Source organism: Brevibacterium sp. W7.2, assembly GCF_018137945.1.
Taxonomy (GTDB): Bacteria; Actinomycetota; Actinomycetes; order Actinomycetales; family Brevibacteriaceae; genus Brevibacterium; species Brevibacterium sanguinis.
The window spans coordinates 1,274,515-1,300,995 of the sequence record NZ_CP073089.1; the positions used below are offsets into that span (position 1 = coordinate 1,274,515).

21 protein-coding genes are annotated in these 26,481 nt (G+C 68.7%); 12 read left to right on the top strand and 9 right to left on the bottom strand.

Going from position 1 to position 26,481, the window contains the following annotated elements:
- Positions 1 to 159: 159 nt before the first annotated feature.
- On the top strand, positions 160 to 750 hold the full coding sequence (locus J9315_RS05710; RefSeq protein WP_198499219.1) for a protein-L-isoaspartate O-methyltransferase: 591 nt from the start codon (positions 160 to 162) through the stop codon (positions 748 to 750).
- A 406-nt stretch (positions 751 to 1,156) separates the two neighbouring features.
- Positions 1,157 to 1,963, top strand: a complete 807-nt coding sequence (locus J9315_RS05715) for a hypothetical protein (RefSeq protein WP_198499218.1) — start codon at positions 1,157 to 1,159, stop codon at positions 1,961 to 1,963.
- 185 nt (positions 1,964 to 2,148) lie between these two features.
- On the opposite strand, the gene J9315_RS05720 is transcribed toward J9315_RS05715, so the two are convergent.
- Positions 2,149 to 4,020: an ABC transporter ATP-binding protein gene (locus J9315_RS05720; protein WP_198499217.1), complete on the bottom strand. Its 1,872-nt coding sequence runs from the start codon at positions 4,018 to 4,020 to the stop codon at positions 2,149 to 2,151.
- Positions 4,017 to 5,828 carry an ABC transporter ATP-binding protein gene (locus J9315_RS05725; protein WP_198501002.1) on the bottom strand — a complete coding sequence of 604 codons (1,812 nt, stop codon included), beginning with the start codon at positions 5,826 to 5,828 and terminating at the stop codon, positions 4,017 to 4,019. Before J9315_RS05725 ends, J9315_RS05720 begins: the two co-directional genes overlap by 4 nt.
- A gap of 341 nt (positions 5,829 to 6,169) precedes the next feature.
- On the opposite strand from J9315_RS05725, the gene J9315_RS05730 reads away from it, so the two are divergent.
- From J9315_RS05730 to ilvC, 3 genes are all read left to right on the top strand, one after another.
- Positions 6,170 to 8,107, top strand: a complete 1,938-nt coding sequence (locus J9315_RS05730; protein ID WP_198499216.1) for an acetolactate synthase large subunit — start codon at positions 6,170 to 6,172, stop codon at positions 8,105 to 8,107.
- Positions 8,104 to 8,616: an acetolactate synthase small subunit gene (ilvN, locus tag J9315_RS05735; RefSeq protein ID WP_137826546.1), complete on the top strand. Its 513-nt coding sequence runs from the start codon at positions 8,104 to 8,106 to the stop codon at positions 8,614 to 8,616. Before J9315_RS05730 ends, ilvN begins: the two co-directional genes overlap by 4 nt.
- Positions 8,617 to 8,738: 122 nt before the next feature.
- The gene (gene ilvC / locus J9315_RS05740) at positions 8,739 to 9,770 is read left to right on the top strand and encodes a ketol-acid reductoisomerase (protein WP_137826545.1); all 1,032 of its coding nucleotides are present in this window, start codon (positions 8,739 to 8,741) and stop codon (positions 9,768 to 9,770) included.
- A gap of 66 nt (positions 9,771 to 9,836) precedes the next feature.
- On the opposite strand, the gene J9315_RS05745 is transcribed toward ilvC, so the two are convergent.
- From J9315_RS05745 to J9315_RS05760, 4 genes are all read right to left on the bottom strand, one after another.
- Positions 9,837 to 11,558: an ABC transporter ATP-binding protein gene (locus J9315_RS05745; RefSeq protein ID WP_198499215.1), complete on the bottom strand. Its 1,722-nt coding sequence runs from the start codon at positions 11,556 to 11,558 to the stop codon at positions 9,837 to 9,839.
- A 4-nt stretch (positions 11,559 to 11,562) separates the two neighbouring features.
- On the bottom strand, positions 11,563 to 13,233 hold the full coding sequence (locus tag J9315_RS05750) for an ABC transporter substrate-binding protein (RefSeq protein ID WP_198499214.1): 1,671 nt from the start codon (positions 13,231 to 13,233) through the stop codon (positions 11,563 to 11,565).
- Positions 13,234 to 13,300: 67 nt separating this feature from the next.
- Positions 13,301 to 14,299, bottom strand: coding sequence for an ABC transporter permease (locus J9315_RS05755; RefSeq protein WP_198499213.1), 999 nt, complete (start codon positions 14,297 to 14,299; stop codon positions 13,301 to 13,303).
- Complete coding sequence (locus tag J9315_RS05760; RefSeq protein WP_198499212.1) at positions 14,296 to 15,300, bottom strand: ABC transporter permease; 1,005 nt, start codon at positions 15,298 to 15,300, stop codon at positions 14,296 to 14,298. The genes J9315_RS05755 and J9315_RS05760 overlap by 4 nt, the downstream gene beginning before the upstream one ends.
- Before the next feature lie 207 nt (positions 15,301 to 15,507).
- On the opposite strand from J9315_RS05760, the gene J9315_RS05765 reads away from it, so the two are divergent.
- The 3 genes from J9315_RS05765 to J9315_RS05775 all read left to right on the top strand — a co-directional run bounded on the left by J9315_RS05765 (position 15,508) and on the right by J9315_RS05775 (position 19,315).
- Positions 15,508 to 16,800 (top strand): GNAT family N-acetyltransferase, encoded by a 1,293-nt coding sequence (locus J9315_RS05765; protein WP_198499211.1) that lies wholly within the window; start codon positions 15,508 to 15,510, stop codon positions 16,798 to 16,800.
- Between the two features lie 138 nt (positions 16,801 to 16,938).
- Positions 16,939 to 18,531 carry a phosphoglycerate dehydrogenase gene (gene serA, locus J9315_RS05770; protein WP_198499210.1) on the top strand — a complete coding sequence of 531 codons (1,593 nt, stop codon included), beginning with the start codon at positions 16,939 to 16,941 and terminating at the stop codon, positions 18,529 to 18,531.
- A gap of 178 nt (positions 18,532 to 18,709) precedes the next feature.
- Complete coding sequence (locus J9315_RS05775; RefSeq protein ID WP_198499209.1) at positions 18,710 to 19,315, top strand: DUF805 domain-containing protein; 606 nt, start codon at positions 18,710 to 18,712, stop codon at positions 19,313 to 19,315.
- A gap of 14 nt (positions 19,316 to 19,329) precedes the next feature.
- On the opposite strand, the gene J9315_RS05780 is transcribed toward J9315_RS05775, so the two are convergent.
- A complete protein-coding gene (locus tag J9315_RS05780) occupies positions 19,330 to 19,788 on the bottom strand; it encodes a nuclear transport factor 2 family protein (protein ID WP_198499208.1) in 459 nt (152 codons plus the stop codon).
- 62 nt (positions 19,789 to 19,850) lie between these two features.
- Between J9315_RS05780 and J9315_RS05785 the strand changes: the two genes are divergently transcribed.
- The gene (locus tag J9315_RS05785; RefSeq protein ID WP_198499207.1) at positions 19,851 to 20,453 is read left to right on the top strand and encodes a TetR/AcrR family transcriptional regulator; all 603 of its coding nucleotides are present in this window, start codon (positions 19,851 to 19,853) and stop codon (positions 20,451 to 20,453) included.
- Positions 20,454 to 20,463: 10 nt separating this feature from the next.
- On the opposite strand, the gene J9315_RS05790 is transcribed toward J9315_RS05785, so the two are convergent.
- Both J9315_RS05790 and J9315_RS05795 read right to left on the bottom strand, forming a co-directional pair.
- Positions 20,464 to 21,087 (bottom strand): phosphatase PAP2 family protein, encoded by a 624-nt coding sequence (locus J9315_RS05790; RefSeq protein ID WP_198499206.1) that lies wholly within the window; start codon positions 21,085 to 21,087, stop codon positions 20,464 to 20,466.
- Between the two features lie 116 nt (positions 21,088 to 21,203).
- Positions 21,204 to 22,055: a CoA ester lyase gene (locus tag J9315_RS05795; protein ID WP_198499205.1), complete on the bottom strand. Its 852-nt coding sequence runs from the start codon at positions 22,053 to 22,055 to the stop codon at positions 21,204 to 21,206.
- Positions 22,056 to 22,288: 233 nt separating this feature from the next.
- On the opposite strand from J9315_RS05795, the gene J9315_RS05800 reads away from it, so the two are divergent.
- From J9315_RS05800 to J9315_RS05810, 3 genes are all read left to right on the top strand, one after another.
- Positions 22,289 to 23,329, top strand: coding sequence for a 3-isopropylmalate dehydrogenase (locus tag J9315_RS05800; protein ID WP_198499204.1), 1,041 nt, complete (start codon positions 22,289 to 22,291; stop codon positions 23,327 to 23,329).
- A gap of 199 nt (positions 23,330 to 23,528) precedes the next feature.
- On the top strand, positions 23,529 to 24,620 hold the full coding sequence (locus J9315_RS05805; protein WP_198499203.1) for a branched-chain amino acid aminotransferase: 1,092 nt from the start codon (positions 23,529 to 23,531) through the stop codon (positions 24,618 to 24,620).
- Between the two features lie 193 nt (positions 24,621 to 24,813).
- The gene (locus tag J9315_RS05810; protein ID WP_198499202.1) at positions 24,814 to 26,400 is read left to right on the top strand and encodes an MFS transporter; all 1,587 of its coding nucleotides are present in this window, start codon (positions 24,814 to 24,816) and stop codon (positions 26,398 to 26,400) included.
- Positions 26,401 to 26,481 lie beyond the last annotated feature (81 nt).

Below are 26,481 nucleotides of genomic sequence, written 5' to 3' on the forward strand. Positions count from 1 at the left end.
CGAAGGCGGTGAACAGATCCTTCGAAGTCAATGATCGTTGACATTTTTCACTCTGCCATGCCGTGTCATGCCTGGCAAGAGTCGTTGTGCTCTACGGGGTCGTTGCCGGAATTCATTCCTGCCATCGTGCGCGCCGAAATGTGGGCGTATCCTCGTGCCATGAGCGCTCGCTCAGAACCGGTCACGCTCGCCGAGGCGTTCGCGCAGGTGCCGCGGCACCGTTTCCTGCCCGCTGGCCAGCAGGGCTGGTCGGACAGCAATGTGCCGCTCGAGATCGGGTGCGGGCAGACGAACTCGCAGCCGAGCACCGTCGCCGACATGCTCGCGCTACTCGGCGTCGAACCGGGGGAGACCGTCCTCGATCTGGGGTCCGGCTCGGGATGGACGACCGCCCTCCTCGGCGCGCTCGTCGGGCCCGGCGGCCGCGTCATCGGCGTCGAGCGTCACCGGGAGCTCCTCGATCGTTCTATCTCCGCCGTCGCCGGGCTCGGCATCGACTGCCTCGAATTCGCCGAGGCGACGCCCGGGGTGCTCGGCCGACCCGAGCGCGCGCCGTTCGATCGCATCCTCGTGTCCGCCGGTGCTGATGAACTGCCCGACAGCCTCGTCGCGCAGCTGTCTGTCGGGGGAGTCATGGTCATCCCGGTCGCCGAGGTGATGCTCCGCGTCGAACGCACGGGCGCGGCCGCCGGCGCAGTGACGATCACCCGGCACGGCCGCTACCGGTTCGTCCCTCTCATCACGGAGTGAGGCGGCGGACACCGACGCGGTGAACCGACAAATACGCGGTTAGCGCAGGGCGTATTTGTCGGTTCGGGGCGTCGCAGCGGAATGTGTCGCGCGCTGGCTGCTCAGGCCTGTCCGCGCTACTCACGTCGAAGCACAGTGTGAGTGCACTGTGACGCATTTGCTCAGCTATATTGACGTTTGGTATCGATAGGCGCAGAATGATGTCATGTATCAGGTGTTCACGACCGCCGACCTGAGACGTCTCGGCTGCTCCGACCGCGACGTGAGCGTGGCAGCCGACTGCTGCCTGGAGCGAGTCGCTCGGGGGCGGTTCGCGGTCAAGCGCCTGTGTGACAATCCCAGGCACGCCAGGATCGCGGACGCGGTCACGCTCGGCGAGGCCGAGTTGTTCGAGGAAGTGGGAGACGTGCGCGACGTGCTCGCTCGGGCCAAGGTCCTCATCCGCACCCGTGCCGATGTCGTCAACGGTCGGTCGGGGGAGTCGGGTCGCCACGACGTGGAGGTCTTCTCCCATCTGTCGGCCGCTCTGCTGTGGGACTTCACCATCGTGAAGATGGACAAGCCGTTCGTCGAAGTCATCCGAACCTCCACGAACAAGCGGCACGCCCACCTGTTCATACGACGGCGCGACGTTCCTCCAGGACAGATCGACCGCCTTGGCGATGTCGCCCTGACGACACGGGAGCGCACGCTCATCGATGTCGCCCGCGACTGCGACCTCGACATCAGCGTGCCCATGCTCGACGACGCACTGCGTCGGCACGTGGTGACGCCGGACGGACTGCGCGACGCCGCCGCGAAGTGCCGCGAGACTCGCGGCCGATTCCGCGTCGCGGCGGCTCTCGACCTCGCCGATCCGCGTCGCGAGTCACCCGGAGAGTCGATCAGCGCGGTGAGGCTCCACGAGGTCGGCCTCACCGGGTTCGAGCCGCAGGTGGAGATCGCCGACGCCCACGGTCGCTTCGTCGCTCGGGTCGACTTCCTCCACGCCGCATCGAAGACGATCCTCGAGTTCGACGGCCGGATCAAATACACGATCGACGACACGGACCCCCGTCACGCGTTCGACAGGGAGCGCGAACGCGAGCGGCAGCTGAGGGCTCTCGGCTACACCGTCGTCCGCATCTTCTGGAAGGACCTGTGGCGCCGGCGCCCGTTCACCGATCTGGCACGGCTCGTCAGCGCCCGTACACCGGCGGCACCGACGCGGTGAACCGACAAATACGCGGTCACACTCCGCACGCGGCAGTATCGACGCGGTGAACCGACAAATACGCCGTTAGCGCAGGGCGTATTTGTCGGTTGAGGGCGTCGAAGACGGGCGGACGTCGGCTCGGGGCGTATTTGTCGGTTCGGGGCGTCGATCGCCAGCGGACGCCGCGAACGCCGCCGGGCCCCTCACACGAGGGTGTCGCGCCAGGCGCGGTGGAGCTGGGCGAAGCGACCGGTGCCGGCGATGAGCTCCTCGGGCGTGCCGTCCTCGACGATGCGCCCGGCGTCCATGACGAGCACGCGGTCGGCGATCTCGACGGTCGAGAGCCGGTGGGCGATGATGATCGCCGTCCTGCCCTCGAGCACCGTCGCGAGCGCCTTCTGCACGAGCCTCTCCGACGGGATGTCGAGGTGAGCGGTCGCCTCATCGAGGACGACGACATCGGGATCGGCGAGGAACACCCGGGCGAACGACACGAGCTGCCGCTGGCCCGAGCTCAGCCGGCCGCCGCGCTTCTTCACGTCGGTGTCGTAGCCGTCGGGCAGGCGGCGGATGTAGGGGTCGAGCCCGACCGCCCGGGCGGCGGCGACCACCTCGGCGTCGGTGGCCTCCGGATTGCCGATCCGGATGTTGTCGGCGATCGTGCCGGCGAAGAGGAACGACTCCTGCGTGACCATGACGACGCTCGAGCGCAGCTGTGCGTCATCGAGGTCGCGCAGGTCGACCCCGTCGAGACTGACCGTGCCCTCCGAAGGATCGTAGAACCGGGTGACGAGCTTGACGAGCGTCGACTTGCCGGCACCCGTGGCGCCGACGAGCGCAACGATCTGCCCCGCCGGGATCGTCAGGTCGAAGCGGGGGAGGACATCGGGTCCGTCGGCGTAGGCGAAGCGGACGTCCGTGAGGTCGATCGACCGTCCCGTCGCCGAGGTGGATGACCCATTCGACTCAGCCGCCCCGGCCGCCCCCGCCGACTCAGCCGCCCCGGTCTCCGTGTGCGCGGGCAGGGGTGTGGGCTGGGCCGGTGCCGGGACGCCGGGATCCGTGTCGAGGACGGCGGCGATCTTCTCGAGCGCCGCCGACGCCGACTGGTAGAGGTTGAACGACTGCACGAGCTCGTCGAGCGGACCGTAGAACCGGCGCAGGTAGAGGATGAACGCGGCGAGCACGCCGATCTGCGTCCATCCCTCGATGACGAGCCACGCGCCGACGACGATGATGACCGTCTGCGTGACGTTGCCGACGAGCCGCGTCCACCCGGCGAACCACGCGACGCCCCGCAGCGCATCGGTGTTGGCGTCCCGGTACGCCGTGTCCTGCTCGCGCAGAGTGCCGCGACGGTCGGGCTGGCGCCGGTAGGCCTGGACGGCGCGGATGCCGCCCATCGTCTCGACGAAGTGGACGATGACCTTCGCGATCGACGTCCGGGTGCGCCGGTACGCCCCGCGCTGGGTCCGGTGCGCGGCCTTCGTGATGAAGAACAGCGGGATGAACCCGGCGAAGACGACGATCGCCAGCGGCACATCGAGGACGATGAGCGTGATCGCGATGAACACCATCTGGAGCAGCGCGAGCGCAGTCTCGAACAGCGAGTACGAGAGGAACTGCTGGACCGACTCCATGTCCGAGGTCTGCCGGGACACGAGGCGGCCCGACGTCGACTTCTCGTGATACCCCAGGTCAAGGCGCTGAACATGGGTGAACACGCGCTGGCGCAGGGTGAAGATGATCTTCTGCGCGGTGATGCCGACAAGGCGGGTCGCCGTGAACGCGAGCACCGCCGAGGCGACGGCGGAGGCGACGAAGAGCGTGATCGCCCGCGTCAGCGCCGCCGGGTCGCCGGCGACGGCCTGCGGGATGCCGGTGTCGAGGGCGTCGGCGATGAAGAGCGGCCCGATGACGAGGGTGGCCGAGGTGAGGACGACGATGACGAGGAGAAGCACGGCCATCGGCAGGTGCGGGCGCACGAGCGAGAACAGCAGCGCCCGCGCTTTGGCCGCGATGTCCGGCGGCAGCTCCTCGACCCCGTCGTCCTCTGCCAGGCGCGGCGCACTCATGCCAGGCCCCCTTCCGTCGGCCGGTTCCCCGCCGAGGCGGTCGCTCCCTCACCGCGCGCCGAGGCGGTCGCCTGCATGCCCGCTCCCATGAGTTCGCGATAGAGCGGGGAGGTCTCGAGGAGCTCCTCATGCGTGCCCCGCGCGACGATGCGGCCCTCGTCGAGGACGGCGACGACATCGGCGAGTGCGGCCGTCGACGGCCGGTGGGCGATGATGAGCGTCGTCGAATCGGGCAGGATCTCCCGCAGCTTCAGCTGCACGCGGTCCTCGGTGTCGACGTCGACGGCCGAGAGCGGGTCGTCGAGGACGAGGATGCGCGGCCTGCCGATGACCGCCCGGGCCAGGGCCAGGCGCTGCCGCTGTCCCCCGGAGAGGGAGAGTCCCTGCTCGCCGACCTGCGTGTCGAGGCCCTCGGGCAGACGGGAGACGAAGTCGTCCGCCGCGGTGATCTCCAGCGCCTGCCACACGGCATCGTCGTCGGAGCCCGGGGCGCCCATGACGACGTTGTCGCGGACGCTCGCGGAGAAGAGGATCGGGTCCTCGAAGGAGACGGAGACGAGATGGCGCAGCTCGTTGACCGGCAGGTCGCGGATGTCGACGCCGTCGATGCGCACGGCCCCGCCGGTGACGTCCTGGAGCCGGGGCACGAGCGAGGCGAGCGTCGTCTTGCCCGAGCCCGTCGTGCCGACGAGGGCGAGCGTCTGCCCGGGCTCGATCGTGAGGTCGAGGCCCGAGAGCGTGAGACGGTCCGTGTCGGAGAAGTGGAAGTCGACGTCGTCGAAGACGAGCTCCCCGCGGTGGCGGCCGACAGCGGGGTCGTCGTCGATGCCGCCTGCGGCATCGGTGATGTCGTGGCGGATGTCGATGACCTCCCAGTAGCGGCCGGCCGCGGTGATCGACATGATGGCATCGGCGAGGAGGAACCCGAGCATCTCGATCGGCATCCGCAGGACCATGGAGATCGTCACCCCGGCGACGACGGTGCCGATCGTCGTCCAGCCTTGGACGACGCCGAAGGTCCCGATGCCGACGATCGCGGCCTGGGCGAGGGTGGGCAGGAGGATGAGGACGCTCCAGAACCACGAGTCGAGCTTCGCCTTGCGCACCTCGAGGCCCTGGAACTTCCGCGCCAGGACGGAGAAGCGCTCGGCGGCCCACGGGGAGCGGCCGAAGGACTTGAGGATCCGGATGCCCTGGATCGACTCCTCGACATCGGTCGTGATCTCGCCGACGGCGTCCTGGGACTGCCGCGAAGTCTCCCGATACCGCCGTTCGAACATCGCCACGGCGATGATCGTCGGCACCGCCATGACGAGCATGATGAGGCCGAAGACCGGTTGGAGGACGGTGAGCATGATCGTGCCGACGATGATGACGATCGGAGTTGCCAGGAGGAACGGCAGTCCGAAGGCGAAGAACCGCCGCAGCTGCGAGAGGTCGTTCGTCGCGCGCGAGAGCAGCTGTCCCGACTCCCACGAGTCGTGGATCGCCACCGAGGTGTACTGGAGCCGGTCGAAGAGGCGCGCACGCCAGCGGATCTCCCACGCCGAGACCACCGGTGCGACGATCATCCGCCGCGCCCACAGGGCGACCGCCTCGGCGATGCCGATGCCGAGGACCCCGAGCACGGGCAGCCACAGGCCTGAGAGATCACCCGAGGTGATGGGGCCGTCGATGATGTACCCGGTGATGACCGGGACGATGAGCTGGATGCCGTTCGCGAGCAGGGTGAGGACGAGAACGACGATGTAGATGCCGATCCGCGCGCGCAGATCGGGCCAGAAGCGTAGAAGGGGGCGCACGAACATCAAGCCTAGTCCGCGGTTACTCCCGCGTCCATGGTGCTCTGAAGTGGAGTTTCGCCGATCGGCGGGGAGAACGGTCCTTGCCTCGCCGAGGCGGTCGATCTCATCCATCAAGCATCGTTGATCCCGAATTGCGAGACGATCGTTTCTGCCGTTTGACACTCCCGGTGGGGCGGTGAACCATTGAGGCATGACTCACCTTCTCGTCGTCGTCATTAGCCAGCGCGCGGATCATCCGTAGCCTGTCAGTACGACACGTTCCGCGCGCCCCTACCGAAACCGGAGGGGCTTTTTTCATGCAGGGACGAAACGCGAGCGGGTCAACCCAGGAAGGATACGACACGATGGCAGCCACGCCCTCGGCTCAGAAGGCGGCCGCCGGGACTGCGCAGAGCGCACCCCCGGTGACCGCGACCCCGACCAGCATCCGGCGATCCTCGGCGCCGGAGGTCCTCACCGGCGCGCAGGCGATCGTCCGCAGCCTTGAGCGCCTCGGCGTCGACACCGTCTTCGGGCTTCCCGGCGGCACCATCCTTCCGACCTACGACCCGCTGCTCGAGACCGACAAGATCCGCCACATCCTCGTCCGCCACGAACAGGGCGCCGGCCACGCCGCCGAAGGGTACGCGGCGGCCTCGGGTCGCCTCGGCGTGTGCATCGCGACCTCGGGACCGGGGGCGACGAACCTCATCACCGCGCTCGCCGACGCCCACATGGACTCCGTGCCGCTGCTCGCCATCACCGGCCAGCAGAGCTCGAAGCTGCTCGGCACCGACGCCTTCCAGGAGGCCGACATCGTCGGGATGACGATGCCGGTGACGAAGCACAGCTTCCTCGTCACGAAGGCCGAGGACATCCCCTCCGCGATCCTCAACGCCGCGCACATCGCCACGACCGGTCGCCCCGGACCCGTCCTCGTCGACATCACGAAGGACGCGCAGACCGGTGAGGCCCCCTTCGTCTGGCCCGAGGAGCCGCAGCTGCCCGGCTACCGGCCCATCCTCAAACCCCACGCCAAGCAGATCCGCGAGGCCGCGCGGCTCATCGGCGAGGCGCAGCGTCCCGTGTTCTACATCGGCGGCGGCGTCATCCGCTCCGAGGCGGAGAAGGAGCTGCTCAAACTCGCCGAGGCGACGAACATCCCCGTCGTCACCACGCTCATGGCCCGCGGCGCCTTCCCCGACTCGCACCCGCTCCACCTCGGAATGCCGGGCATGCACGGCAGCGTGCCGGCCGTCGCGGCCTTCCAGAAGGCCGACCTGCTCATCGCCATCGGCGCCCGCTTCGATGACCGGGTGACCGGCAACCTCGATTCGTTCGCCCCCGACGCCCAGGTCATCCACGCCGACATCGACCCCGCCGAGATCGGGAAGAACCGCGCGGTCGAGGTCGCGATCGTCGGCGACGCCCGCGAAGTGCTCTCGGAGATCCTCACCGAGCTGCGCGGCAAGTTCCCCGAAGCCCTCGAGCGCCAGCGCGAGCCGTGGTGGCGGTTCCTCCGGCGCCTCAAGCAGACGTACCCGCGCGGGTACTCCTCCCACGGCGAGCTCTGCGATCCGCAGTACGTCATCTCCCGCATCTCCGCCCTCACCGGCCCCGAGGCGGTGTACGCGGCAGGCGTGGGCCAGCACCAGATGTGGGCGGCCCAGTTCGTCGACTTCGAACGCCCCCGCTCGTGGCTCAACTCCGGCGGCCTCGGCACGATGGGCTACTCCGTGCCCGCCGCGATGGGCGCGAAGGCCGCCGAACCCGACCGCGTCGTCTGGGCGATCGACGGGGACGGCTGCTTCCAGATGACGAACCAGGAGCTCGCGACCTGCGCGCTCAACGACATCCCCATCAAGGTCGCGATCATCAACAACTCCTCCCTCGGCATGGTGCGGCAGTGGCAGACGCTCTTCTACGACGGCCGCTACTCGAACACTGACCTCAACACCGGGCACGAGACGATTCGGATCCCCGACTTCGTCAAGCTCGCCGAGGCCTACGGCTGCTTCGCGCTGCGCGTCGACAGCAACGACGAGGTCGACGCGGCGATCGAGAAGGCTCTCGAGATCAACGACCGGCCCGTCGTCCTCGACTTCACCGTCCCGCCCGATGCCATGGTCTGGCCGATGGTCGCCGCCGGAGTCTCCAACGACGAGATCCAGTACGCCAACGGCATCCGCCCGGACTTCGAGGACGAGGGGGAGGAGCAGGCGGAAGCGGCGATCGCCGAGGCGGCCGCCGGTGAAGACGGAACCATGCGCTCCGTGGCGCAGATCGAAGGAGGCCTGGAATGAACAACCGGCACACGCTCTCAGTCCTCGTCGAGAACAAGCCCGGTGTGCTCGCGCGTCTCACCGGGCTCATCGCCCGCCGCGGCTTCAACATCCACAGCCTCGCCGTCGGCGTGACCGAACACGATGAGCTCTCGCGCATCACCGTCGTCGTCGACGTCCGCGACGTCGCCCTCGAACAGGTGACGAAGCAGCTGAACAAGCTCGTCAACGTCATCAAGATCGTCGAGCTCGAACCGGCGGCGTCGGTGCGCCGGGCCCACGTCATCTACAAGGTCAAGGCCAATGCGGCGACCAGGCCGCAGGTCGCTGCCGCCGTGGAGATGTTCCGCGCCTCGATCGTCGATGTCTCCACCGACTCGGTGAGCGTCGAGGCCACCGGTGAGCTCGACAAGGTCGAAGCCCTGCGCGAGGTCCTCGAGCCCTTCGGGATCAAGGAGATCGTCCAGTCCGGCGTCGTCGCCGTGGGACGCGGACCGAAGTCGATCACCGACCGCGCCCTGCGCAACTGACCTCGCTCTGAGGGTGGCCGACGTTCCACGCCGTGGAACACCGACCGTCTCAATGGGTGAGCAACTGTACCGAACTGTGAAACAATGGGGTGAGCACCCCGAAACTCTAAGGAGCAGCAACAATGGCAGCAGAACGCTTTTACGACGACGATGCCGACCTGTCCGTCATCCAGGGCAAGAAGGTCGCCATCATCGGCTACGGAAGTCAGGGCCACGCCCACGCACTGAGCCTGCGCGACTCCGGCGCGCAGGTCCGCGTCGGACTCAAGGAAGGCTCGTCGAGCCGGGACAAGGCCGCTGCCGAAGGGCTCGAAGTGGGCACCCCCGCCGAGGTGGCCGCCTGGGCCGATGTCATCACCATCGCCGCCCCCGACCAGGTGCAGGCGGAGATCTTCGAGAAGGAGATCAAGGACCAGCTCGCCCCGGGCAAGACGCTCGTCTTCATCCACGGCTTCAACATCCGCTTCGGCTACATCAAGGCCCCCGAGGGCGTCGACGTCGTCATGATCGCGCCCAAGGGCCCGGGCCACGTGGTCCGCCGCGAGTACGTCGACGGCCGCGGCGTGCCCGTGCTCGTCGCCGTCGAGGTCGACGCGACCGGACACGCCTGGGAGCTCGCCCTCTCCTACGCGAAGGCGATCGGCGGTCTGCGCGCCGGCGGCATCAAGACGACGTTCACCGAGGAGACCGAGACGGACCTCTTCGGCGAGCAGACCGTGCTCTGCGGCGGCGTCTCCCACCTCGTCCAGTACGGCTTCGAGGTCCTCACCGAGGCCGGCTACCAGCCGGAGATCGCGTACTTCGAGGTCCTCCACGAGCTCAAGCTCATCGTCGACCTCATGGTCGAGGGCGGCATCGCCAAGCAGCGCTGGTCGATCTCCGACACCGCCGAGTACGGCGACTACGTCTCCGGTCCCCGGGTCATCACGCCCGAGGTCAAGGAGAACATGGAGAGCGTCCTCGTCGACATCCAGAACGGCACCTTCGCCGAGCGCTTCATGACCGACCAGAAGAACGGCGGCGAGGAGTTCAAGTCGCTGCGCGCCAAGGAGGAGAAGCACCCGATCGAGGCCACCGGCCGGGAGCTGCGGAAGATGTTCGCCTGGCTCAAGGACACCGACGACGACTACACCGAGGGCACTGCCGCTCGCTGAGAGTGACGAGTGCGAGAAGGCGCCGCCGGAGGGATTCCGGCGGCGCCTTCGTCGTCGTGGCGGGTTCTACGCGGCGAGGCGGGCGGCGCGCCTGGCCGCCTGGATGCGCGGATCGGGCACGGGCGCGGATTCGATGAGGCGGCGCGTGTAGGCCTCGCCCGGATCCGTGAGCACCTGAAGGCTCGGGCCCTGCTCGACGATGCGACCGTCCTTGAGGACGACGACGTGACTGGCGAGCTGTTCGACGACGGCGAGATCGTGGCTGATGAACAGGCACGCGAAGTCCAGCGACGCATGGAGCTCACCGAGGAGGGCGAGCACCCCGCGCTGCACGGAGACGTCGAGCGCCGAGGTCGGTTCGTCGGCGATGAGCAGCTTCGGGCGCAGCGCGAGGGCACGGGCGATCGCCACGCGCTGCCGCTGTCCGCCGGAGAGCTCGTGCGGGAAACGGGCGGCGAAGTCGGTCGGCAGCTGGACGTCGGCGAGCAGCGCATCGACCCGGGCGTCGATGTCACGGCCGCTGAGATCCGTGTGCACCCTCAGGGGTTCGGCGATCTGCGACCCGACCGAGCGTCGCGGATTGAGCGAGCCCCGCGGGTCCTGGAAGACGACGCCGACCTCGGCGCGCAGCCGGCGCTGGCGGCGGTTCGGGCGGGTGGACACGCGCTCACCGGCGACGAACGCCTCGCCCGAGGTCAGCGCCTGACCACCGGTGAGGACGTTCGCGATCGTCGACTTGCCCGACCCCGACTCCCCGACGAGACCGGTGATCTGACCCGCCGGGATGACGAGGCTGACGTCGTCGAGCGCGGTGACCTGGCGGCCGGACGAACGATGGACGACGGTGGCGTCGCGAAGTTCGGCGGCGGGAACGGTGCCGGCGGGAACGGCGTCCGCGGCGGGCTCGGGGTCGTCCGGGCGCGCGGCGGACGGTGTCTGCGCATCGACGACCGCGCTCAGCCTCGGCACGGCGGCGAGCAGCTGCTTCGTGTAGTCCGAGGCGGGACGGTCGAAGATGTCCTCGACGGACCCGGTCTCGACGATCCGCCCGTCCTTCATCACGGCCACCCGGTCGGCGATGTCGGCGACGACGCCCATGTCATGGGTGATGAGGAGCACGGCCTGACCGGCCTGGGCCTGGGCGACGAGGAGGTCGAGGATGCCCGTCTGCACGGTGACGTCGAGGGCCGTCGTCGGTTCGTCGGCGATGAGGACCTGCGGGGAGTTGATCGTCGCGAGCGCGATCATCGCCCGCTGCAGCTGACCGCCGGAGAGCTCATGCGGGTAGGCCTCGGCGACCGTCTCGGGATCGGGCAGGCCGACCGCGCTCAGCTGCGCGAGCACACGCTGCCCGATGTCCCCGCGCCCGGCCCCGCCCGCACCGTCGCTGCCGGCGTGGGCCCGGACCGCCTCGGCGATCTGATGGCCGACCCGGAACATCGGATTGAACGCGCTCATCGGCTCCTGGAAGACGACGCCGACCCGCTCGCCCCGGATCGGACGCAGCTCCGCGGAGTCGAGACCGACGAGCTCGATCGCCCCGGTCAGCCCCACCCCGCCTCCGGCCGGGCCGGCGGGATCCCAGAGCACCACGGATCCGGCCTGGCTCGCGCCGGGCACGAGGCCGAGCGGAGCGAGCGCGGTGACCGACTTGCCCGACCCCGATTCGCCGACGAGGGCGAGGATCGACCCGGGGACGAGGTCGAAGGACACGTCCCGGGTGACGGTGCGGGCACCGAAGGACACCGAGTAGTCGCGGTAGCTCAGGGCGGGGGTGGTCGCGCTCATCGGGTCAGCCCTTCAGCGAGGCCTTGAAGTACACGGGGTAGGCCGGGAACTCGCCGATGATGAAGTTCTCGACGTTCGAGCCGTGGAGGAACGAGTTCCGGTTGTACGTCAGCGGCACGATCGGCGCGTCCTCCATGATCCGCTTGTCGGCTTCGGCCCAGATCTTCTCGGCCGCGGCCGCATCGACAGTCCCGGTGGCCTGCTGGATGAGGTCGTCGACCTCGGGGTTCGAGTAGCGGGAGATGTTGTAGTTGCCGCCGCCGATCTGCGAGGAGTCGAAGAGCGGCTGGATGTTGCCGAACGGCGACGGGTAGTCCGGCTGCCATGAGGTCAGTGCGAGGTCGTAGTCGCCCTCGTCGTTCGTCGCATCGGCGGAGAAGGTGTTCGTGTCGACGGACCTGATCTCGACGGTGATGTCGACCCGGGCCAGTGCCTGCTGGATCGCCTCGGCCTGGGCGACGTCGGTGGCGGAGTTCTTCGTCAGCAGCGTCAGCGGGCCGAGGTCGGCACCGGACTCGGCGAGGAGGGACTTCGCCTTCTCGACGTCACCCTCGGGACCGGCAGGGTAGAGGTCGTAGTCGACGCGACCGGGAATGCCGGGGGTGATGAGCGTCGTCGCATAGTCACCGGAGATCTCACCGCCGCCGGCGATCCGGTACGTGTTCTTGTCGACGGCGTAGTTGATCGCCTGCCGCACCTTGAGGTCCTTGAGCCCTTCCCGCTCGGTGTTCATCGCGAGGTAGGACAGGGCGCCGGGCCCCGAGGTGACGAGCCTCGACTGCGCGTTCGGGTCGTTCTGGACCTGCGCGAGCTGCGAGGCGGGGACGAAGCTCGCGGAGAACCCGTTCTTCGCGTCCCCGGAGTCGGAGATGAGCGCCTGCGAGGTCACCGAGGCGTCCTGGCCGAGCTTGAACACGACCTGGTCGGGGCCGGCCGTGCGGACCGGATCGGTCTCCTCATTCCACTGGTCGTTGCGAGTGAGCACCGCCTCGGCGCCGGACTGGTTCGACTCGACCTTGTACGGACCCGAGGCGACGGGATCGAGGCCGTACGTGCCGGGGTCGTCGCTGCCCTCGGGCACGGGGGAGAAGGCGGGCATCGAGACGATCCACGGGAAGTCGCCGAACGTCGAGTTGAGGCGGAAGACGATCGTCTTCTCATCCGGTGTCTCGATCGAGGCGAGGTCGTCCCCGGTGAACGGGCCGGCGTAGTCGTCGCCGCCCTCGATGAGGCCCTTGTGGTAGCTCAGGCCGCCTGAGAGCTCGGTCGAGAACGACCGCTCGATGCCGTACTTGATGTCGGCGGTCGTGATCGGGTCGCCGTTCTCGAACTTCAGCCCGTCCTTGAGGGTGAACGTCCACGTCCTGCCGTCGTCGCTGACCGTGCCCGTGTCCGTGGCGAGGTCGGGCACGACCTCGCCCGGCTGGTCGGGCTGGATGTCCCACGTCGTGAGCCGGCGGTGGACGAGGGAGAGCGAGGTGATCGCGAGCCCCTGGCTCTTGCCGGGGTCGAAGTCGATGTCGGGGTCCTCGGAGAAGATGTTGAGGGTCCCGCCCTTCTGCGTCTCGCCGAGCGTGTTGCCCTGCGAGTCGTCGTTGAGTTCGGGATTCGCGTTGCACCCGGTGAGGACGAGCCCCAGGGCGAGGGTGGCGGCGAGGAGGCCGAAGCGCTTCATGATGGTCCTTTGCGTGAGATGAGCGGAGAGGGGGTGAGGAGGAGCCGTGGGCGGCGACAGTGCGGGATCATGCGCGTGCTCCGATCCGCGGGTCGAGGATCGAGTAGCTGAGGTCGGCGAGCAGGTTCGCGATGATGACGACGGCGGCGGCGAAGAGGGTGACGCCGACGATGACCTGGATGTCGAGGCTCGACACCGACTCGAGCAGCAGGGTGCCGACCCCGCCGAGGGCGAAGACCTTCTCCGTGATCACCGCTCCGCCCAGCAGGCCGCCGATGTCGATGGCGAACAGCGTCGTCAGCGGCACGACGAGGTTGCGCAGGCCGTGCTTGCCGACGACGACGGTCTCGCTCAGGCCCTTCGCGCGGGCCGTGCGGATGTAGTCCTGACTGAGCACGTCGAGCATCTGCCCGCGGGTGAGCCGCGCGTAGATCGCGCCGTTGGCGATCGCGAGCACGATCCACGGCAGGATGAGGTGGAAGGCCCACATTAGGGGGTTCTCCGTGAGCGGGACGTAGCCGCCGATCGGGAGGACGTTGAGGGTGAACCCGAAGAGGAGGACGCCGAGGAGGCCGAGCAGGTACGTCGGTGCGGAGATTCCCGTGATCGCCGCCCCCATGACCGCGGAGTCGGTGAACCGGCCGCGCCGGAGTGCGGCGATGAGTCCTGCCGCGATCCCGCCGATCGCCCAGAGCACCGCGGCACCGAGGGTGAGGGAGACGGTGATCGGCAGCCGCTGGAGGATGAGGTTCGTCACCGAGTCCCGCAGCCGGAACGAGTACCCGAAGCACGGGGCATTGCAGTGGATCGCCGCCGCTCCCTCGCCGAAGGTCCGCCCGCCGATGATGCCGGCGAGGAAGTCGAAGAGCTGCTTCCACCACGCCTGGTCGACGCCGAGGTAGGCCTCGACCTCGGCGAGGCGCTCGGGGGAGCAGGGTTTGCCGCACGAGAGCTGAGCGGGATTGGTCGGCATGAGGTAGAAGATCGCGAAGCACGCGGCGGCGATGATGATGAGGACGACGACGGCCCCGAGGATCCGGGACGCGGCGAACTTCACGCGGTTCACGGCTGGCCTCCTGCGCTCATCGGGTCGATCCTCGGGGTGTCGGGGCCGCGGTCAGGGGTGCGGTCGGCACTGCGCTCGGGGCCCTGTTCGGCGGTGGGGTCGAGGGCGTCGCGGAGTCCGTCGCCGAACATGTTGAACCCGAGCGTGACGAGGAAGAGCGCCATGCCGGGGAAGATGAGGTACATCGGGTCGACCTGGACCCAGGAGATCGCATCGGAGATCGACCGGCCCCACGACGGGGTGGGCGGGTTGACGCCGACGCCGAGGAAGGACAGGGCCGCCTCGGCGCCGATCTTGCCGGGAATCGACACGGTCGTGAAGACGATGATCGTCGCGGCGAGGTTCGGGAGGATCTCGCGGACGAGGATGCGCGCGCTGCTCGTGCCCTGCGCGGCGGCGGCGCGGACGAACCCGCGCTCCTTGAGCGAGAGCGTCTCGCTGCGGACGACGCGGGCGACCGGCGGCCAGCCGAAGAAGCCGATGACGAGGATGAGCAGGAGCGGGCGCGGGAAGCTTGCGGGCACGGTCGCCGAGAGCGCGATGGCGAAGATGAGGAACGGGAAGCCGAAGACGATGTCGGTGAACCGGGAGAGCAGCCGGTCGGCGAGGTGCCCGTAGAAGCCGGCGATGAGTCCGATCGCCACGCCGACGATGACGGAGACGAGCGTCGCGGCGAGTCCGATGAGCAGGGAGACCTGCGCGCCGTAGGAGACGATCGCGAAGAGATCGCGTCCGGTGCGGGGCTCGACGCCGAACCAGTGCTGAGCACTCATCCCGCCCAGCGGCCCGGCCGGGGCGGTGTCGGGGGCGAGCAGCTCGGGGTTGTAGGCGTAGGGGCTGTTGCCGGTCAGGGCCGCGAACACCGGGGCGAGGACGGCGAGGAGGACGAAGAACACGACGAGCCCGAGGCCGATCATCGCTGGTCGGGAGCGCTTCAGTCGCGCCCAGACGGTGTCTGTGCGGGGCGCGCGTCCCGGCCGCTCGGGCGGGGCTGCTGTCATCGTGGTCCTTCGATTCGTGGTCGGTCGGACGGTGGGCTCGGTCGCGTCCGGGATCGCCGAACTGCTCAACAATTATGCGCCTGATCGTCGTCTGAGCAAACTCATGAAGTTCCGTGACAGTAGCGCAGTTTCCTCCGTTCGTCACCAGGGGCCCCGGTGCTAGAGTCGCAGGCAGGGAACCCTGGCCGACTCGAGGAAGACGACACCGTGACGAACTACCGATTCGAGAGCTTCACTCCCGCCTTCGACGAGTCCACGGGGGAGCCGGATGCCAGGACGAAGGGCTACTTCGCGTCGACGAGCGTGGGGTTCCACGACTCCCGGTCGACCGATGCGGCGCTCAAGGCCCGTGTGCAGCGGGCGATCGACGACGATCGTCGTCTCACCGCGGTCTACGCCGATAACGAATACGACTATGCGCTCGACGCCGACATCCCCGTCGCGACCTTCGCGTGGTTCGAGAAGCTCGTCAACGTCGGTGCCGGGCGGCTCGTGCCTGCGCACCTCATCACGTGGGTGACCGTGCGGCCCACCCATCGCCGCCGGGGCCTGCTCCGGTCGATGATCACCACCGACCTCGCCGAGGCGAAGGCCGCCGGCTACCCGTTCGCGGCGCTGACCGCGACCGAGGGCGGGATCTACTCCCGCTACGGCTTCGGCGTGGCGACGTGGTCGCATGCGATCGAGGTCGACACCTCGCCGGGCTTCCAGATGATCCGCGAACCCGACCGGCGGGTGGAGATGTGTCTGCCGAGCGTGCTGCGCGAACTCGCGCCGAAGATCTACGGCGAGTTCATGAAGACCTCGCCGGGGGCGATGGAGCGGCAGCAGACCTACGTCGAACGGGCCACCGGCGCGCTCAACACCGAGACCGGAGAGGCCGATCGCGGAGTCCGCGCCGCCCTGCACTTCGGGGAGGACGGCGAACCCGACGGCTACGTCTCCTACAAGTTCGCGGGCTGGTCGACGACCCCGCCGACGATCGAGCTCATCGACTTCGTCGCCGTCACCGACGCCGCGTACGCCTCCCTGTGGTCCTTCCTCGCCGCGATTGACCTCTCGACGCGGGTGAAGTTCGGCGAATCCGCCGAGGACTCGCCGCTGCCGTGGCTGCTCACGGACTCCCGCCGCGTGAAGACGACGTCGACGGAGGACAACATCTGGATCCGGATCCTCGACGTCAGGGCCGCCCTCGAGGCCCGCGCATGGTTCGTGCCCGGCACTCTCGTCCTCGACATCGACGATCCGCAGGAGCTCACCGGGGGACGCTTCCGCGTCACCTCCGACGGGCAGAGCGCCGTCGTCGAACCGGTCTCGGAGGCGACGCCGGCCGACCTCAGCCTCGGCATCGCCGAACTCGGCTCCCTCTACTTCGGCGGGGCGGACCCGGTCATCCTCGTCCGCGCCGGTCGCATCGAGGAGAACGTGCCGGGAGCCGCCGTCCAGGCGAAGTCGATGTTCGGTCTCGAGCGGATGCCGTACTCGCCGAACGGATTCTGACGCTGAGGCGCCTCGAGGTGCTCCAGGTGTCCAGGGTGCTCGGGGCGCGGACGGTGTTCCCAGATCCTGAGACTTTGTGAAGGTATTCACGCAGTCTCATATGATGAGCCCGTCCCGGTTCCCTGAAGGAGTAACTCAGTGCCCAAGCCCATCGTGCTCATCGCCGAAAACCTGTCACCGGCCACCATCGACGCACTCGGAGGCGACTTCGAGATCCGTCACACCGACGGCGCTGACCGCTCCCGCCTGCTCACCGACATCGTCGACGCCGATGCGATTCTCGTCCGCTCGGCCACCCAGGTCGACGCCGAGGCGATCGCCGCGGCCGCGCACCTCAAGGTCATCGCCCGCGCCGGCGTCGGCCTCGACAATGTCGACGTCCCGGCCGCCACCTCGGCGGGTGTCATGGTCGTCAACGCCCCGACGTCGAACATCATCTCCGCCGCCGAGCTGACGATGGCCCACATCCTCGCCTCGGCCCGGTACTTCGGCGCCGGCAACACCTCGCTCAAGGCGGGGGAGTGGAAGCGCTCGAAGTTCACCGGCGTCGAACTCTACGAGAAGACGCTCGGCATCATCGGCCTCGGCCGCATCGGCGGTCTCGTCGCCGAACGCGCGAAGGCCTTCGGGATGCGCCTCGTCGGCTACGACCCCTACATCACGCAGGCGCGCGCCGCGCAGATGGGCGTCGAGGTCGTCGACCTGCCGGGGCTGCTCGCGGTCTCCGACTTCGTCACCGTCCACATGCCCAAGACGCCCGAGACGATCGGGATGATCAGCACCGAGCAGTTCGCGCTCGCGAAGCCGGGCGCCCGCTTCGTCAACGTCGCCCGCGGCGGCATCATCGATGAGGAGGCGCTCGCCGAGGCGGTCGCCGCGGGCACCGTGGGAGGCGCCGGCATCGACGTGTGGAACGTCGAACCGCCCGAGCCGTCCGCGCTCATGGACCTCGACGCCGTCAACGTCACGCCCCACCTCGGCGCGTCGACGGTCGAGGCCCAGGAGAAGGCCGGGGTCGCGGTCGCGAAGTCCGTGCGCAAGGCGCTCGCCGGTGAGCTCGTCCCCGACGCCGTCAACGTCGCAGGCGGGGCGATCCACGAGGACGTCCGTCCCGGGATCCCGCTCGCCGAGCGCCTCGGCCGGGTCGTCAACGCCCTCGCCGAATCCTCGGTCACGCACTTCAAGGTCGAGGTCAACGGCGAGATCGCCGACAAGGACGTCTCCGTCCTCAAGCTCTCGGCGCTCAAGGGCCTGTTCAAGGACGTCGTCTCCGACCAGGTCTCCTACGTCAACGCCCCGCTGCTTGCCGAGGAGCGGGGGATCGGGGTCGAGCTGACGACCGATCCGTACTGCGAATCGTTCCGCAACATCACCCGCCTGACCGCGACGACCGGGGACGGACAGCGGATCACCGTCGCCGGCACCGTGACGGGTCCGAAGCTCGTGCAGAAGCTCACCGAGGTCGACGGCTTCGATCTCGAGATCGAGCTCACCGACAACCTCCTCATCTTCCGCTACGAGGATCGTCCGGGCATCATCGGTCAGCTCGGGCTCGCGCTCGGCGCCAACGAGATCAACATCGCCGGCATGCAGGTCTCACCGTCGTCGGAGGACAACGAGGCGCTCTCGGTCATGGCCGTCGATTCGGCGGTGCCCGAGGAGGTCGTGCGGGCCGTCGCCGGCGCAGTCAACGCCTCGGCGTTCTCCGCGGTCTCGCTCGACGAGGACTGAGCGGACCCGACGCAGACCACACTCGGTGCCCCGTATCCGCGCAGGCGGGTGCGGGGCACCGCTATGATGGTCAGCGCACATCGAAACCCTCGGTGACTGCATCGACCATCGCCGGTCCCGCGCTGGTCGTCCTCGGGTGGCCTGCGTCGGGCCGGTTCCACTCCCATGAAGGAACCCGATGACCAACTCCCCCCAGTCCCCTCTGCCCGCTCCCGGGCAGGACACCCACCAGGCCCCGGTGGCCGGCACGGCCGCTGCCGGCAGCCTCGGCGATCTCGCGCTGCCGCTGCGCGGTGCCCGTCCGAAGCAGGCGGTCTCCCGCTTCCTCAAGAAGTACTCCGTGTTCTCCGGCCGTGCCTCCCGCAGCGAGTTCTGGTGGGTCTACCTGTTCGTCGCCATCGCCATGGCGATCCCGTATGCGCTCATCATCATCGGCATGTCGATCGGCCTCGCGTGGGCGGCCGCGAACCCCAAGATCACCGAGTTCGGGGTCGATCAGACCACCGGTGAGGCGATCACCCTCGAACAGTCCCCGGGCATCATGAACCACGCGCCGGCTGCGACACTCATCTGGCTCGGTCTCGCGCTCCTCGTCGTCGTCTTCCTCGCCGTCATCGTGCCGATGCTCGCGCTCATGGTCCGCCGTCTCCACGACGTCAACATGCCCGGAGCGCTCCTCTTCATCGCGCTCGTCCCGTTCGCCGGGCCGCTCATCGTCCTCGTCTTCATGCTGCTCGAGGCCAAGCCCGAAGGCGCGCGCTTCGACGCCGTCGGCGCGCACTGAGGCCGACTCGCCGGTCAGGGCGAGTCCGTGATCGGCGCGGCCGCAGCGTCCGGATTGCCCGCGGCGGCCACCTCGGCGAGCGCGCGCTGGAGGACCTGCAGGTCCTCGAGCGTCTCGACCGCGATGATCCGCCCCCACCGCAGGGTGAGGAACTGGAACATCGTGTTCTCGTAGCGGCCGCCGCCGGGCAGTGAGCCCGAGACGCGGGTGCGCACGGCGATCCGCGTGTGCCACGGTCCGCCGTCGACGATGACGTCGTCGACGGCGAACCGGGCGTCGGGCAGGATGCTCGTCACCCGCTCCCACCAGCGGATCATCGCCTCCCGGGTGGTGCGCCGACCGCCGAGCGCATGGTCGCCGTGGAAGACGTCGACGAAGCGCGGGGCGAGGCTGTCGACCATGGGCATGACCTGACCGCGGCTGATCTGGTCGAAGACCGCGCGGATGCGGGCCCTGACGATGCGCTTGTACATGGGAACCCCTCACCGGCGACCAGGGGTCGTCCGCATCGATTAACGTTACTATTGGTTACACTATGAGCCGAACCGGTCGCCCGCGCAAGAGCGCAACGGAATCCGAGATCGTCAGCGCCCTCACCGATCTCGTCATCGAACGCGGCTACGCGTCCGTCACCGTCGATCTCGTCGTCGAGCGGGCGGGCACGAACAAGCCCGCCTTCTATCGCCGGTTCCGCAATCTCGCCGAGGTGGTGCCGCTCGTGCTCGCCGCCCGCCACGGCACGGACACCGACATCGACACCGGCAGCCTCGCAGGCGACCTCACGGAGGTGCAGGCTCGGCAGCAGCGGCTCTTCACCGACCCCGTCGTCACCCGCGGCTTCGCCGGATGGGCCGCTGACATCGCCGGCGATGTGTCCGGCGCGGCGGCGTTCTTCGACTCCTACCTCTCACCGAGGCGGCAATTCACGCGAGTCATCCTCGCCCGGGCCGTCGACCGCGGAGAGATCGCCCCCGGTGCCGACCCCGACTGGCTCGCCGATCTCCTCACCGGGCCGCTCCTCATGCGCTTGGTCCTCCCGGGCCTGCCGCCGATCGACGACCGCCTCGTCGCGCAGACGGTCAGCGCCGCCCTCGACGTGCTCGGCGCTGCCGGGGCGGGGCGGACGGAGAGGGGCTAGCGGAGAGGGCCTAACGGAGCAGCAGCGGTGAGCGGGTGCGCAGACCGATCCACGTCCACAGGGCATCGGCGAGGATCGCGGCGGTGAGCCCGACGAGGACGCCGGCGATCGTGTCGGTGAGCCAGTGGACCTGGAGTGCGGTGCGCGACCACATCATCGCGAGCACCCAGCCTGCCGCGAGCAGCAGCGACCAGTGGAAGCGGAGCCGCAGGGGATCGGCACGGGTGCTCGTCGCCGCCCGCGTGACGATGAGCGCGAGCCCGAAGGCCAGCGCCGCCGCGCCCATCGAGTGACCGGACGGATAGGAGTAGCCCAGCGACGAGTAGAGCTGATCGCCCGGGCGGGCCCGTTCGACGAGCAGCTTGATGAGCTCGGAGAGGCCGACGCCGAGCAGCATCGTCGTGACGATGACGACAGCGGCACGGAACCGGCGCAGCAGGATGAAGATCGCGGCAGCCAGCGCGGTGCACATCATCGCCCCGTTGCCGCCGCCCACCTCGGCGAGGGTGACCGCGACCCAGTACGGCACCGAATCGAGCGGCACCTTGACGAGGTGGGCCCACCACACATCGAGCGGGGTCGGCCCGGTGTGGGTCAGGCGCAGCCAGAGGCCGAACGCGCCGACGAGGAGCATGGCCGGCAGCACCGACCACAGCGCCCACCGCGGTGTGGGGGCGACTGCGGACGGTGCCTGGGAGGGCAGACGGGGGTTCGGGGCCGGTTGCCCGGCCCCGGGCGCATCGGCGCTGATCAGGCGTTCCAGAGACCGTAGGTGTCGGCGAGCGACGCGATCTTCTTCGCGCGCGCCAGACGCGGCAGGTACGAGCCGTCGGTGATCTCCGTGCCGCCTTCGGCCGCCGCGAGCATCTGGCGGGCCCACGTGCGCTCGTCCTCGCTCGGGCTCATCGCCTCGTTGAGGGCGTTGACCTGGTCGATGTTGAGGACGAGCTTGCCCGTCATGCCCATGTTGTGGGTGACGTCGGCGTCCTCACGCACCTGCTCATCGCTGGCGTCGGCGGCCGAGGGGCCGTCGATCGCGCCGGGCAGCCCGCCCATGCGCGAGGCGATGGTCAGGCGCGACCGGGCGTACGCGAGGGCCATCGGATCACCGGAGAATCCGGTGTCCTTGCGGAAGTCGTTCGTGCCGAAGGCGAGGCGGAAGGTGCCGGGCGCCTCGGCGATCTTCGTCGCGTTCTCGACGCCGCGGGCGGATTCGAGGAGCGCGAGCACGGGCAGGCCGGCCTTCGCGCGCATCGCGGTGTAGGAGACCTGCTCGGGGCGCTCGGTCTCCGGCAGCATGACCCCGCGCAGACCGGGCAGCATGGCGACGGCCGCGAGGTCGTCGTCCCAGAACTCCGACTCCATCTTGTTGATCCGCACCCACGCCGACATGCCGGACTCGAGGGCGCGGACGACGTTGTCGCGGGCCTCGAGCTTCTTGTCCTCGGCCACCGAGGCCTCGAGGTCGAAGATGACAGAATCGGCCTCGGACGCCTGCGCGGGTGCGAACAGAGCCTCCTTCGCCGCATTGACGAGCAGCCACGAGCGGGACAGCTTGGCGGGGAGGGAGGCGGCGCGACGATTGCGGATCGTTTCTGTCAAGGATCGACTTTCTCTCGGAAGCGGTGAGTCGGCGAGTCTGCGGCCGCGGTCGAGTCGCGACGGCTGACCACCATTTTCGTCGGTCGACCAAGGATTTTGTAGCCGCAGACGAAGATTGAGACGTGAAATTGTCCACGTTCGGACCTGTGGGAGGATCGGGAGGCGCCGAGGCGATCTGTTCACATAGTGATATGGGCTGGTTGCATGATGAGATGGGCTCTAGTCTGGCGGGCATGAAGACGTACTCCATAGCGGTCATGCCCGGCGACGGAATCGGCACCGAGGTCGTGCCGGAAGGGCTCAAGGTCCTCCAGCGCGCGATCGAGCTCTCCGGGGAGCCGGTCGCCCTCGAGCTCACCGACTACGAGGTCGGGGCCAAGCGCTGGCACGAGACGGGCGAGACGCTCACCGATGACGAACTCGCGGCCCTGCGCAACCACGATGCGATCTTCTTCGGCGCGTGCGGCGACCCGAGCGTGCCCTCGGGAGTCCTCGAGCGCGGGGTCATCCTCAAGATGCGCTTCGGGCTCGGCCACGCCGTCAACCTCCGTCCCGCGAAGCTCTTCGCCGGCGTCGAGAGTCCCCTCGCCGCCCGTCCCGCGATCGACTTCGTCGTCGTCCGCGAGGGCACGGAGGGCTCGTACACCGGCATGGGCGGCTCCGTGCGCACGGACACCCCGCACGAGGTCGCGACCGAGGTGTCGGTCAACACGTGGTACGGCGTCGAGCGGGCCGTGCGCGATGCCTTCGAGCGGGCGCAGGCCCGGCGGAAGAAGCTCACCTACGTCCACAAGCACAACGTCATGGTCCATGCCGGGCACCTGTGGCGCCGTGTCGTCGAGAAGGTCGGCGAGGAGTTCCCCGAGGTGGCCGTCAACTACGAGCACACCGACGCGTGCACGATCTACATGGTCACCGACCCCGAGCGCTACGACGTCATCGTCACCGACAACCTCTTCGGTGACATCCTCACCGACCTCGCCGCCGCGGTGACCGGGGGCATCGGCCTGGCCGCCTCGGGCAACCTCAACGTCGAGGGCACCGCGCCGAGCCTCTTCGAACCGATCCACGGTTCGGCGCCGGACATCGCCGGCAAGCAGATCGCCGACCCCACCGCGTCGATCCTCTCGGGTGCGCTCATGGCCTCCCACCTCGGACTCGACTCCGTGGCCGCCGCGATCGAGACGGCCGTCGAAGCCGATCTCGCCGAGCGCGACGGCACCCCGCGGACCACCGCCGAGGTGGGTGACGCGATCGCCGCCCGACTGGGGTGAACCGGGCGGCCGGGCCCGCGGGATGGATCGTTCGGGCCCGCCGGGACGGGCCCCGGGCGCCCGCCGGGGACACAGGTCACCTCGTCGCGGAGGGACGCCCCGCCTCGGCGCGGTGGGAGTCGACCCCCGATGGATGACCGGGTCGTCGGATGGACTACCCTGAGACGTGTTACGCCTCACAACTGGGAAAGAAGCTCTGATGACTGAATTCGCCGTCCTCAAGAACATCCAGCCGCAGCCTGAGCTGGTGCGCGAGGACATCAAGAAGGATCCCGGGTTCGGGCAGTACTTCACCGACCACATGGCCCACATCCGGTACACGAACGAGGACGGGTGGCAGGCCCACCAGGTCGAACCCTACGGTCCGATCGTCCTCGACCCGGCGGCCGCGGTCTTCCACTACGCGCAGGAGATCTTCGAGGGCCTCAAGGCCTACCGTCACGCGGACGGCTCGGTGTGGACGTTCCGCCCGGATCGCAATGCCGTGCGCATCAACCGCTCCGCCGAGCGCCTCGCGCTGCCGCAGCTGAGCGAAGAGGACTTCATCAACTCGCTCAAGGCGCTCGTGTCGACGGATGAGGCGTGGGTGCCGACGCCGGGCACCGACGGTGACGAGTCGAGCCTCTACCTGCGTCCGTTCATGATCGCCTCCGAGCGGTTCCTCGGTGTCCGGGCGAGCCACGAGGTCGACTACTACGTCATCGCCTCGCCTGCCGGCCCCTACTTCGCCGGCGGCATCAAGCCGGTGTCGATCTGGCTGTCGAAGAAGCTCAACCGCGCCGGCTCCGGCGGCACGGGCTTCGCGAAGTGCGGCGGCAACTACGCCTCGTCCCTCCTCGCCCAGCAGGAGGCGGCGGACAACGGCTGCCAGCAGGTGCTCTTCACCGATGCCGAGGAGCACAAGTACATCGACGAGCTCGGCGGCATGAACCTCATGCTCGTGACGAAGGACGGCAAGCTGCTCACCCCCGAGCTCAGCGACACGATCCTCGACGGTGTGACCCGGCGGTCCCTGCTCGACCTCGCCCCCGACCTCGGCCTCGAGCCCGTCGAGCGGCCGATCACCATCGAGGAGTGGCGTGAGGGAGCGGAGAACGGCGACATCGTCGAGGCATTCGCGTGCGGCACCGCCGCCGTCATCACGCCGATCGGCAAGCTCGTCTCCGACGAGTTCACGATCGACCACGGCGACGAGCCCGGGGAGAAGACGATGGCGCTGCGCAAGGCGCTGCTCGACATCCAGTACGGTCGCGCCGAGGACAAGAACAACTGGCTCGTGCGGCTCGCGTGAGGAGCTGAGCGCCACCTGCTCTCCGGGGGCGGATCCGGCTCGATGACCATCGTGGTCGCGAGCGGGATCCGCCTCTGTGCATATCAGGTGGGATTGGGTCCGGCACGCGTCGAGCGGGGTATCGCCCTGGCGCATATCCCGCCGCCGGCGCATGTTTTGCGCATCTGTGCGTTAAACGTTGTACTGTGTCCTCGTGACAGCCGCAGCCTCGACCTCGACGCCCACCGCCTCTGACGTCATCGCGAACCTGCCGTGGAAATGGAACACGCAGGGCGCGATCTTCCTCATCGGCGGTCTCGGCTTCATGTTCGACGCCTGGGACGTCGCCCTCAACGGATTCCTCATCCCCCTGCTCAGCGAGCATTGGGACCTGAGCGTCGGCGAGGCGGCATGGATCGCCACGGCCAACCTCATCGGCATGGCCCTCGGTGCCTTCGTCTGGGGCGGCATCGCCGATGTCATCGGCCGCAAGAAGGCATTCACGCTCACGCTCCTCGTCTTCTCGATCTTCACCGTCGCCGGAGCATTCGCGCCCGAGTTCGGGTGGTTCATCGCGTTCCGGTTCCTCGCCGGGTTCGGGCTCGGCGGATGCATCCCCGTCGACTACGCACTCGTCGGCGAGTTCACTCCGAGCAGGCACCGCGGACGCGTCCTCACCGCGATGGACGGCTGGTGGCCGATCGGCGCCTCACTGTGCGCGTTCGTCTCCGCGTGGCTGCTGACCATGGGCGATTGGCGGCTCATCATGCTCGTCATGATCATTCCCGCCCTGCTCACGGTCGCCGTGCGGTTCGGAATCCCCGAATCACCTCTCTATCTCGCCTCAGTCGGGCGCACAGCCGAGGCCGACGCCATCATCGCCAGGCTCGTCGAGCGCACGGGAGCGAACGTCACGACCTGGACGCACGACGTGCCAGCCGCGGTCTCCGCCCGCGACGGCCACGACAGCCTCGGCGAGGGGACCGGGCACCGCACCCAAGCTGATCGCACCCGGACTGACCACACCCGGACTGACGCTGCCGTTCTGCGGGAGGACGCGGCGATCACGCAGGGCAACTCCGCGGGCAGGCAGGGGGATCCTGCGGTCACCCCGGGTGACTCCTCGGGCATGGAAGGGAACTCCGCGGGTCTCATCACCTCCGTCAGTGGTCAGCTGCGGGCTGCCAGCGGTCAGCTCGTTCAGCTGTGGCAGTACTCGGCGAAGACGACGCTGGTGTCGTGGGCGCTCTTCGTCTCCGTCCTCCTTGTCTACTACGCGGCACTGACATGGCTGCCGGGGATCCTCAAGAAGCAGGGACTCGGCGACCAGGCGGCCTTCCTCGTCACCGGTGCGATGACCGCTGTCGGCATCCTCGGTGTCGTCGTCTCTGCGCTCGTCGTCGAGCGGCTCGGGCGCAAACTGGTGCTCGGGGTGACGGCGATCGTCTCGGCAGGTCTCCTCGTGTGCGTGGCCGTCTTCATCGAGGCCTCCGGATCGGAGCTGAGCTTCGCGGCGAAGGCGAGCATCATCGGCTTCGGATTCGTCATCCAGATCGCCATCCCGACGCTCTACACTTACGTCTCCGAGCTCTATCCGACCCGGCTGCGCGGCTCCGGCTTCGGCTGGGCGTCAGCGGCGTCGCGGATCGCCACCGGCATCGCCCCTCTGGTCTTCGGAGCGTTCATGTGGCCTGTGCTCGGTCTCGTCACGACGTTCGCCCTCACCGGGGTGCTCGTTGTCGCCGCCGTTGTGCTCATGGGGTTCCTCGCGCGGGAGACGACGGGGGAGAAGCTCGTCTGAGCCGGGCGTGACTGCCGATTCTGCGGTTGCTCCGGCGCGCCCTTGATTGCTGATGCTGCGACGCGACCGCGACTGTCGGTG

Bases quoted from the DNA above. Each gene is read 5' to 3' on its own strand.
- J9315_RS05730 (WP_198499216.1), top strand. From the start codon at position 6,170: ATGGCAGCCACGCCCTCGGCTCAGAAGGCGGCCGCCGGGACTGCGCAG.
- ilvN (WP_137826546.1), top strand. From the start codon at position 8,104: ATGAACAACCGGCACACGCTCTCAGTCCTCGTCGAGAACAAGCCCGGT.
- J9315_RS05780 (WP_198499208.1), bottom strand. From the start codon at position 19,788: ATGTACAAGCGCATCGTCAGGGCCCGCATCCGCGCGGTCTTCGACCAG.
- J9315_RS05800 (WP_198499204.1), top strand. From the start codon at position 22,289: ATGAAGACGTACTCCATAGCGGTCATGCCCGGCGACGGAATCGGCACC.
- ilvC (WP_137826545.1), top strand. From the start codon at position 8,739: ATGGCAGCAGAACGCTTTTACGACGACGATGCCGACCTGTCCGTCATC.
- J9315_RS05775 (WP_198499209.1), top strand. From the start codon at position 18,710: ATGACCAACTCCCCCCAGTCCCCTCTGCCCGCTCCCGGGCAGGACACC.
- J9315_RS05750 (WP_198499214.1), bottom strand. From the start codon at position 13,233: ATGAAGCGCTTCGGCCTCCTCGCCGCCACCCTCGCCCTGGGGCTCGTC.
- J9315_RS05745 (WP_198499215.1), bottom strand. From the start codon at position 11,558: ATGAGCGCGACCACCCCCGCCCTGAGCTACCGCGACTACTCGGTGTCC.
- J9315_RS05720 (WP_198499217.1), bottom strand. From the start codon at position 4,020: ATGAGTGCGCCGCGCCTGGCAGAGGACGACGGGGTCGAGGAGCTGCCG.
- J9315_RS05725 (WP_198501002.1), bottom strand. From the start codon at position 5,828: ATGTTCGTGCGCCCCCTTCTACGCTTCTGGCCCGATCTGCGCGCGCGG.
- J9315_RS05790 (WP_198499206.1), bottom strand. From the start codon at position 21,087: ATGCTCCTCGTCGGCGCGTTCGGCCTCTGGCTGCGCCTGACCCACACC.
- J9315_RS05710 (WP_198499219.1), top strand. From the start codon at position 160: ATGAGCGCTCGCTCAGAACCGGTCACGCTCGCCGAGGCGTTCGCGCAG.
- J9315_RS05805 (WP_198499203.1), top strand. From the start codon at position 23,529: ATGACTGAATTCGCCGTCCTCAAGAACATCCAGCCGCAGCCTGAGCTG.
- J9315_RS05760 (WP_198499212.1), bottom strand. From the start codon at position 15,300: ATGACAGCAGCCCCGCCCGAGCGGCCGGGACGCGCGCCCCGCACAGAC.
- J9315_RS05785 (WP_198499207.1), top strand. From the start codon at position 19,851: ATGAGCCGAACCGGTCGCCCGCGCAAGAGCGCAACGGAATCCGAGATC.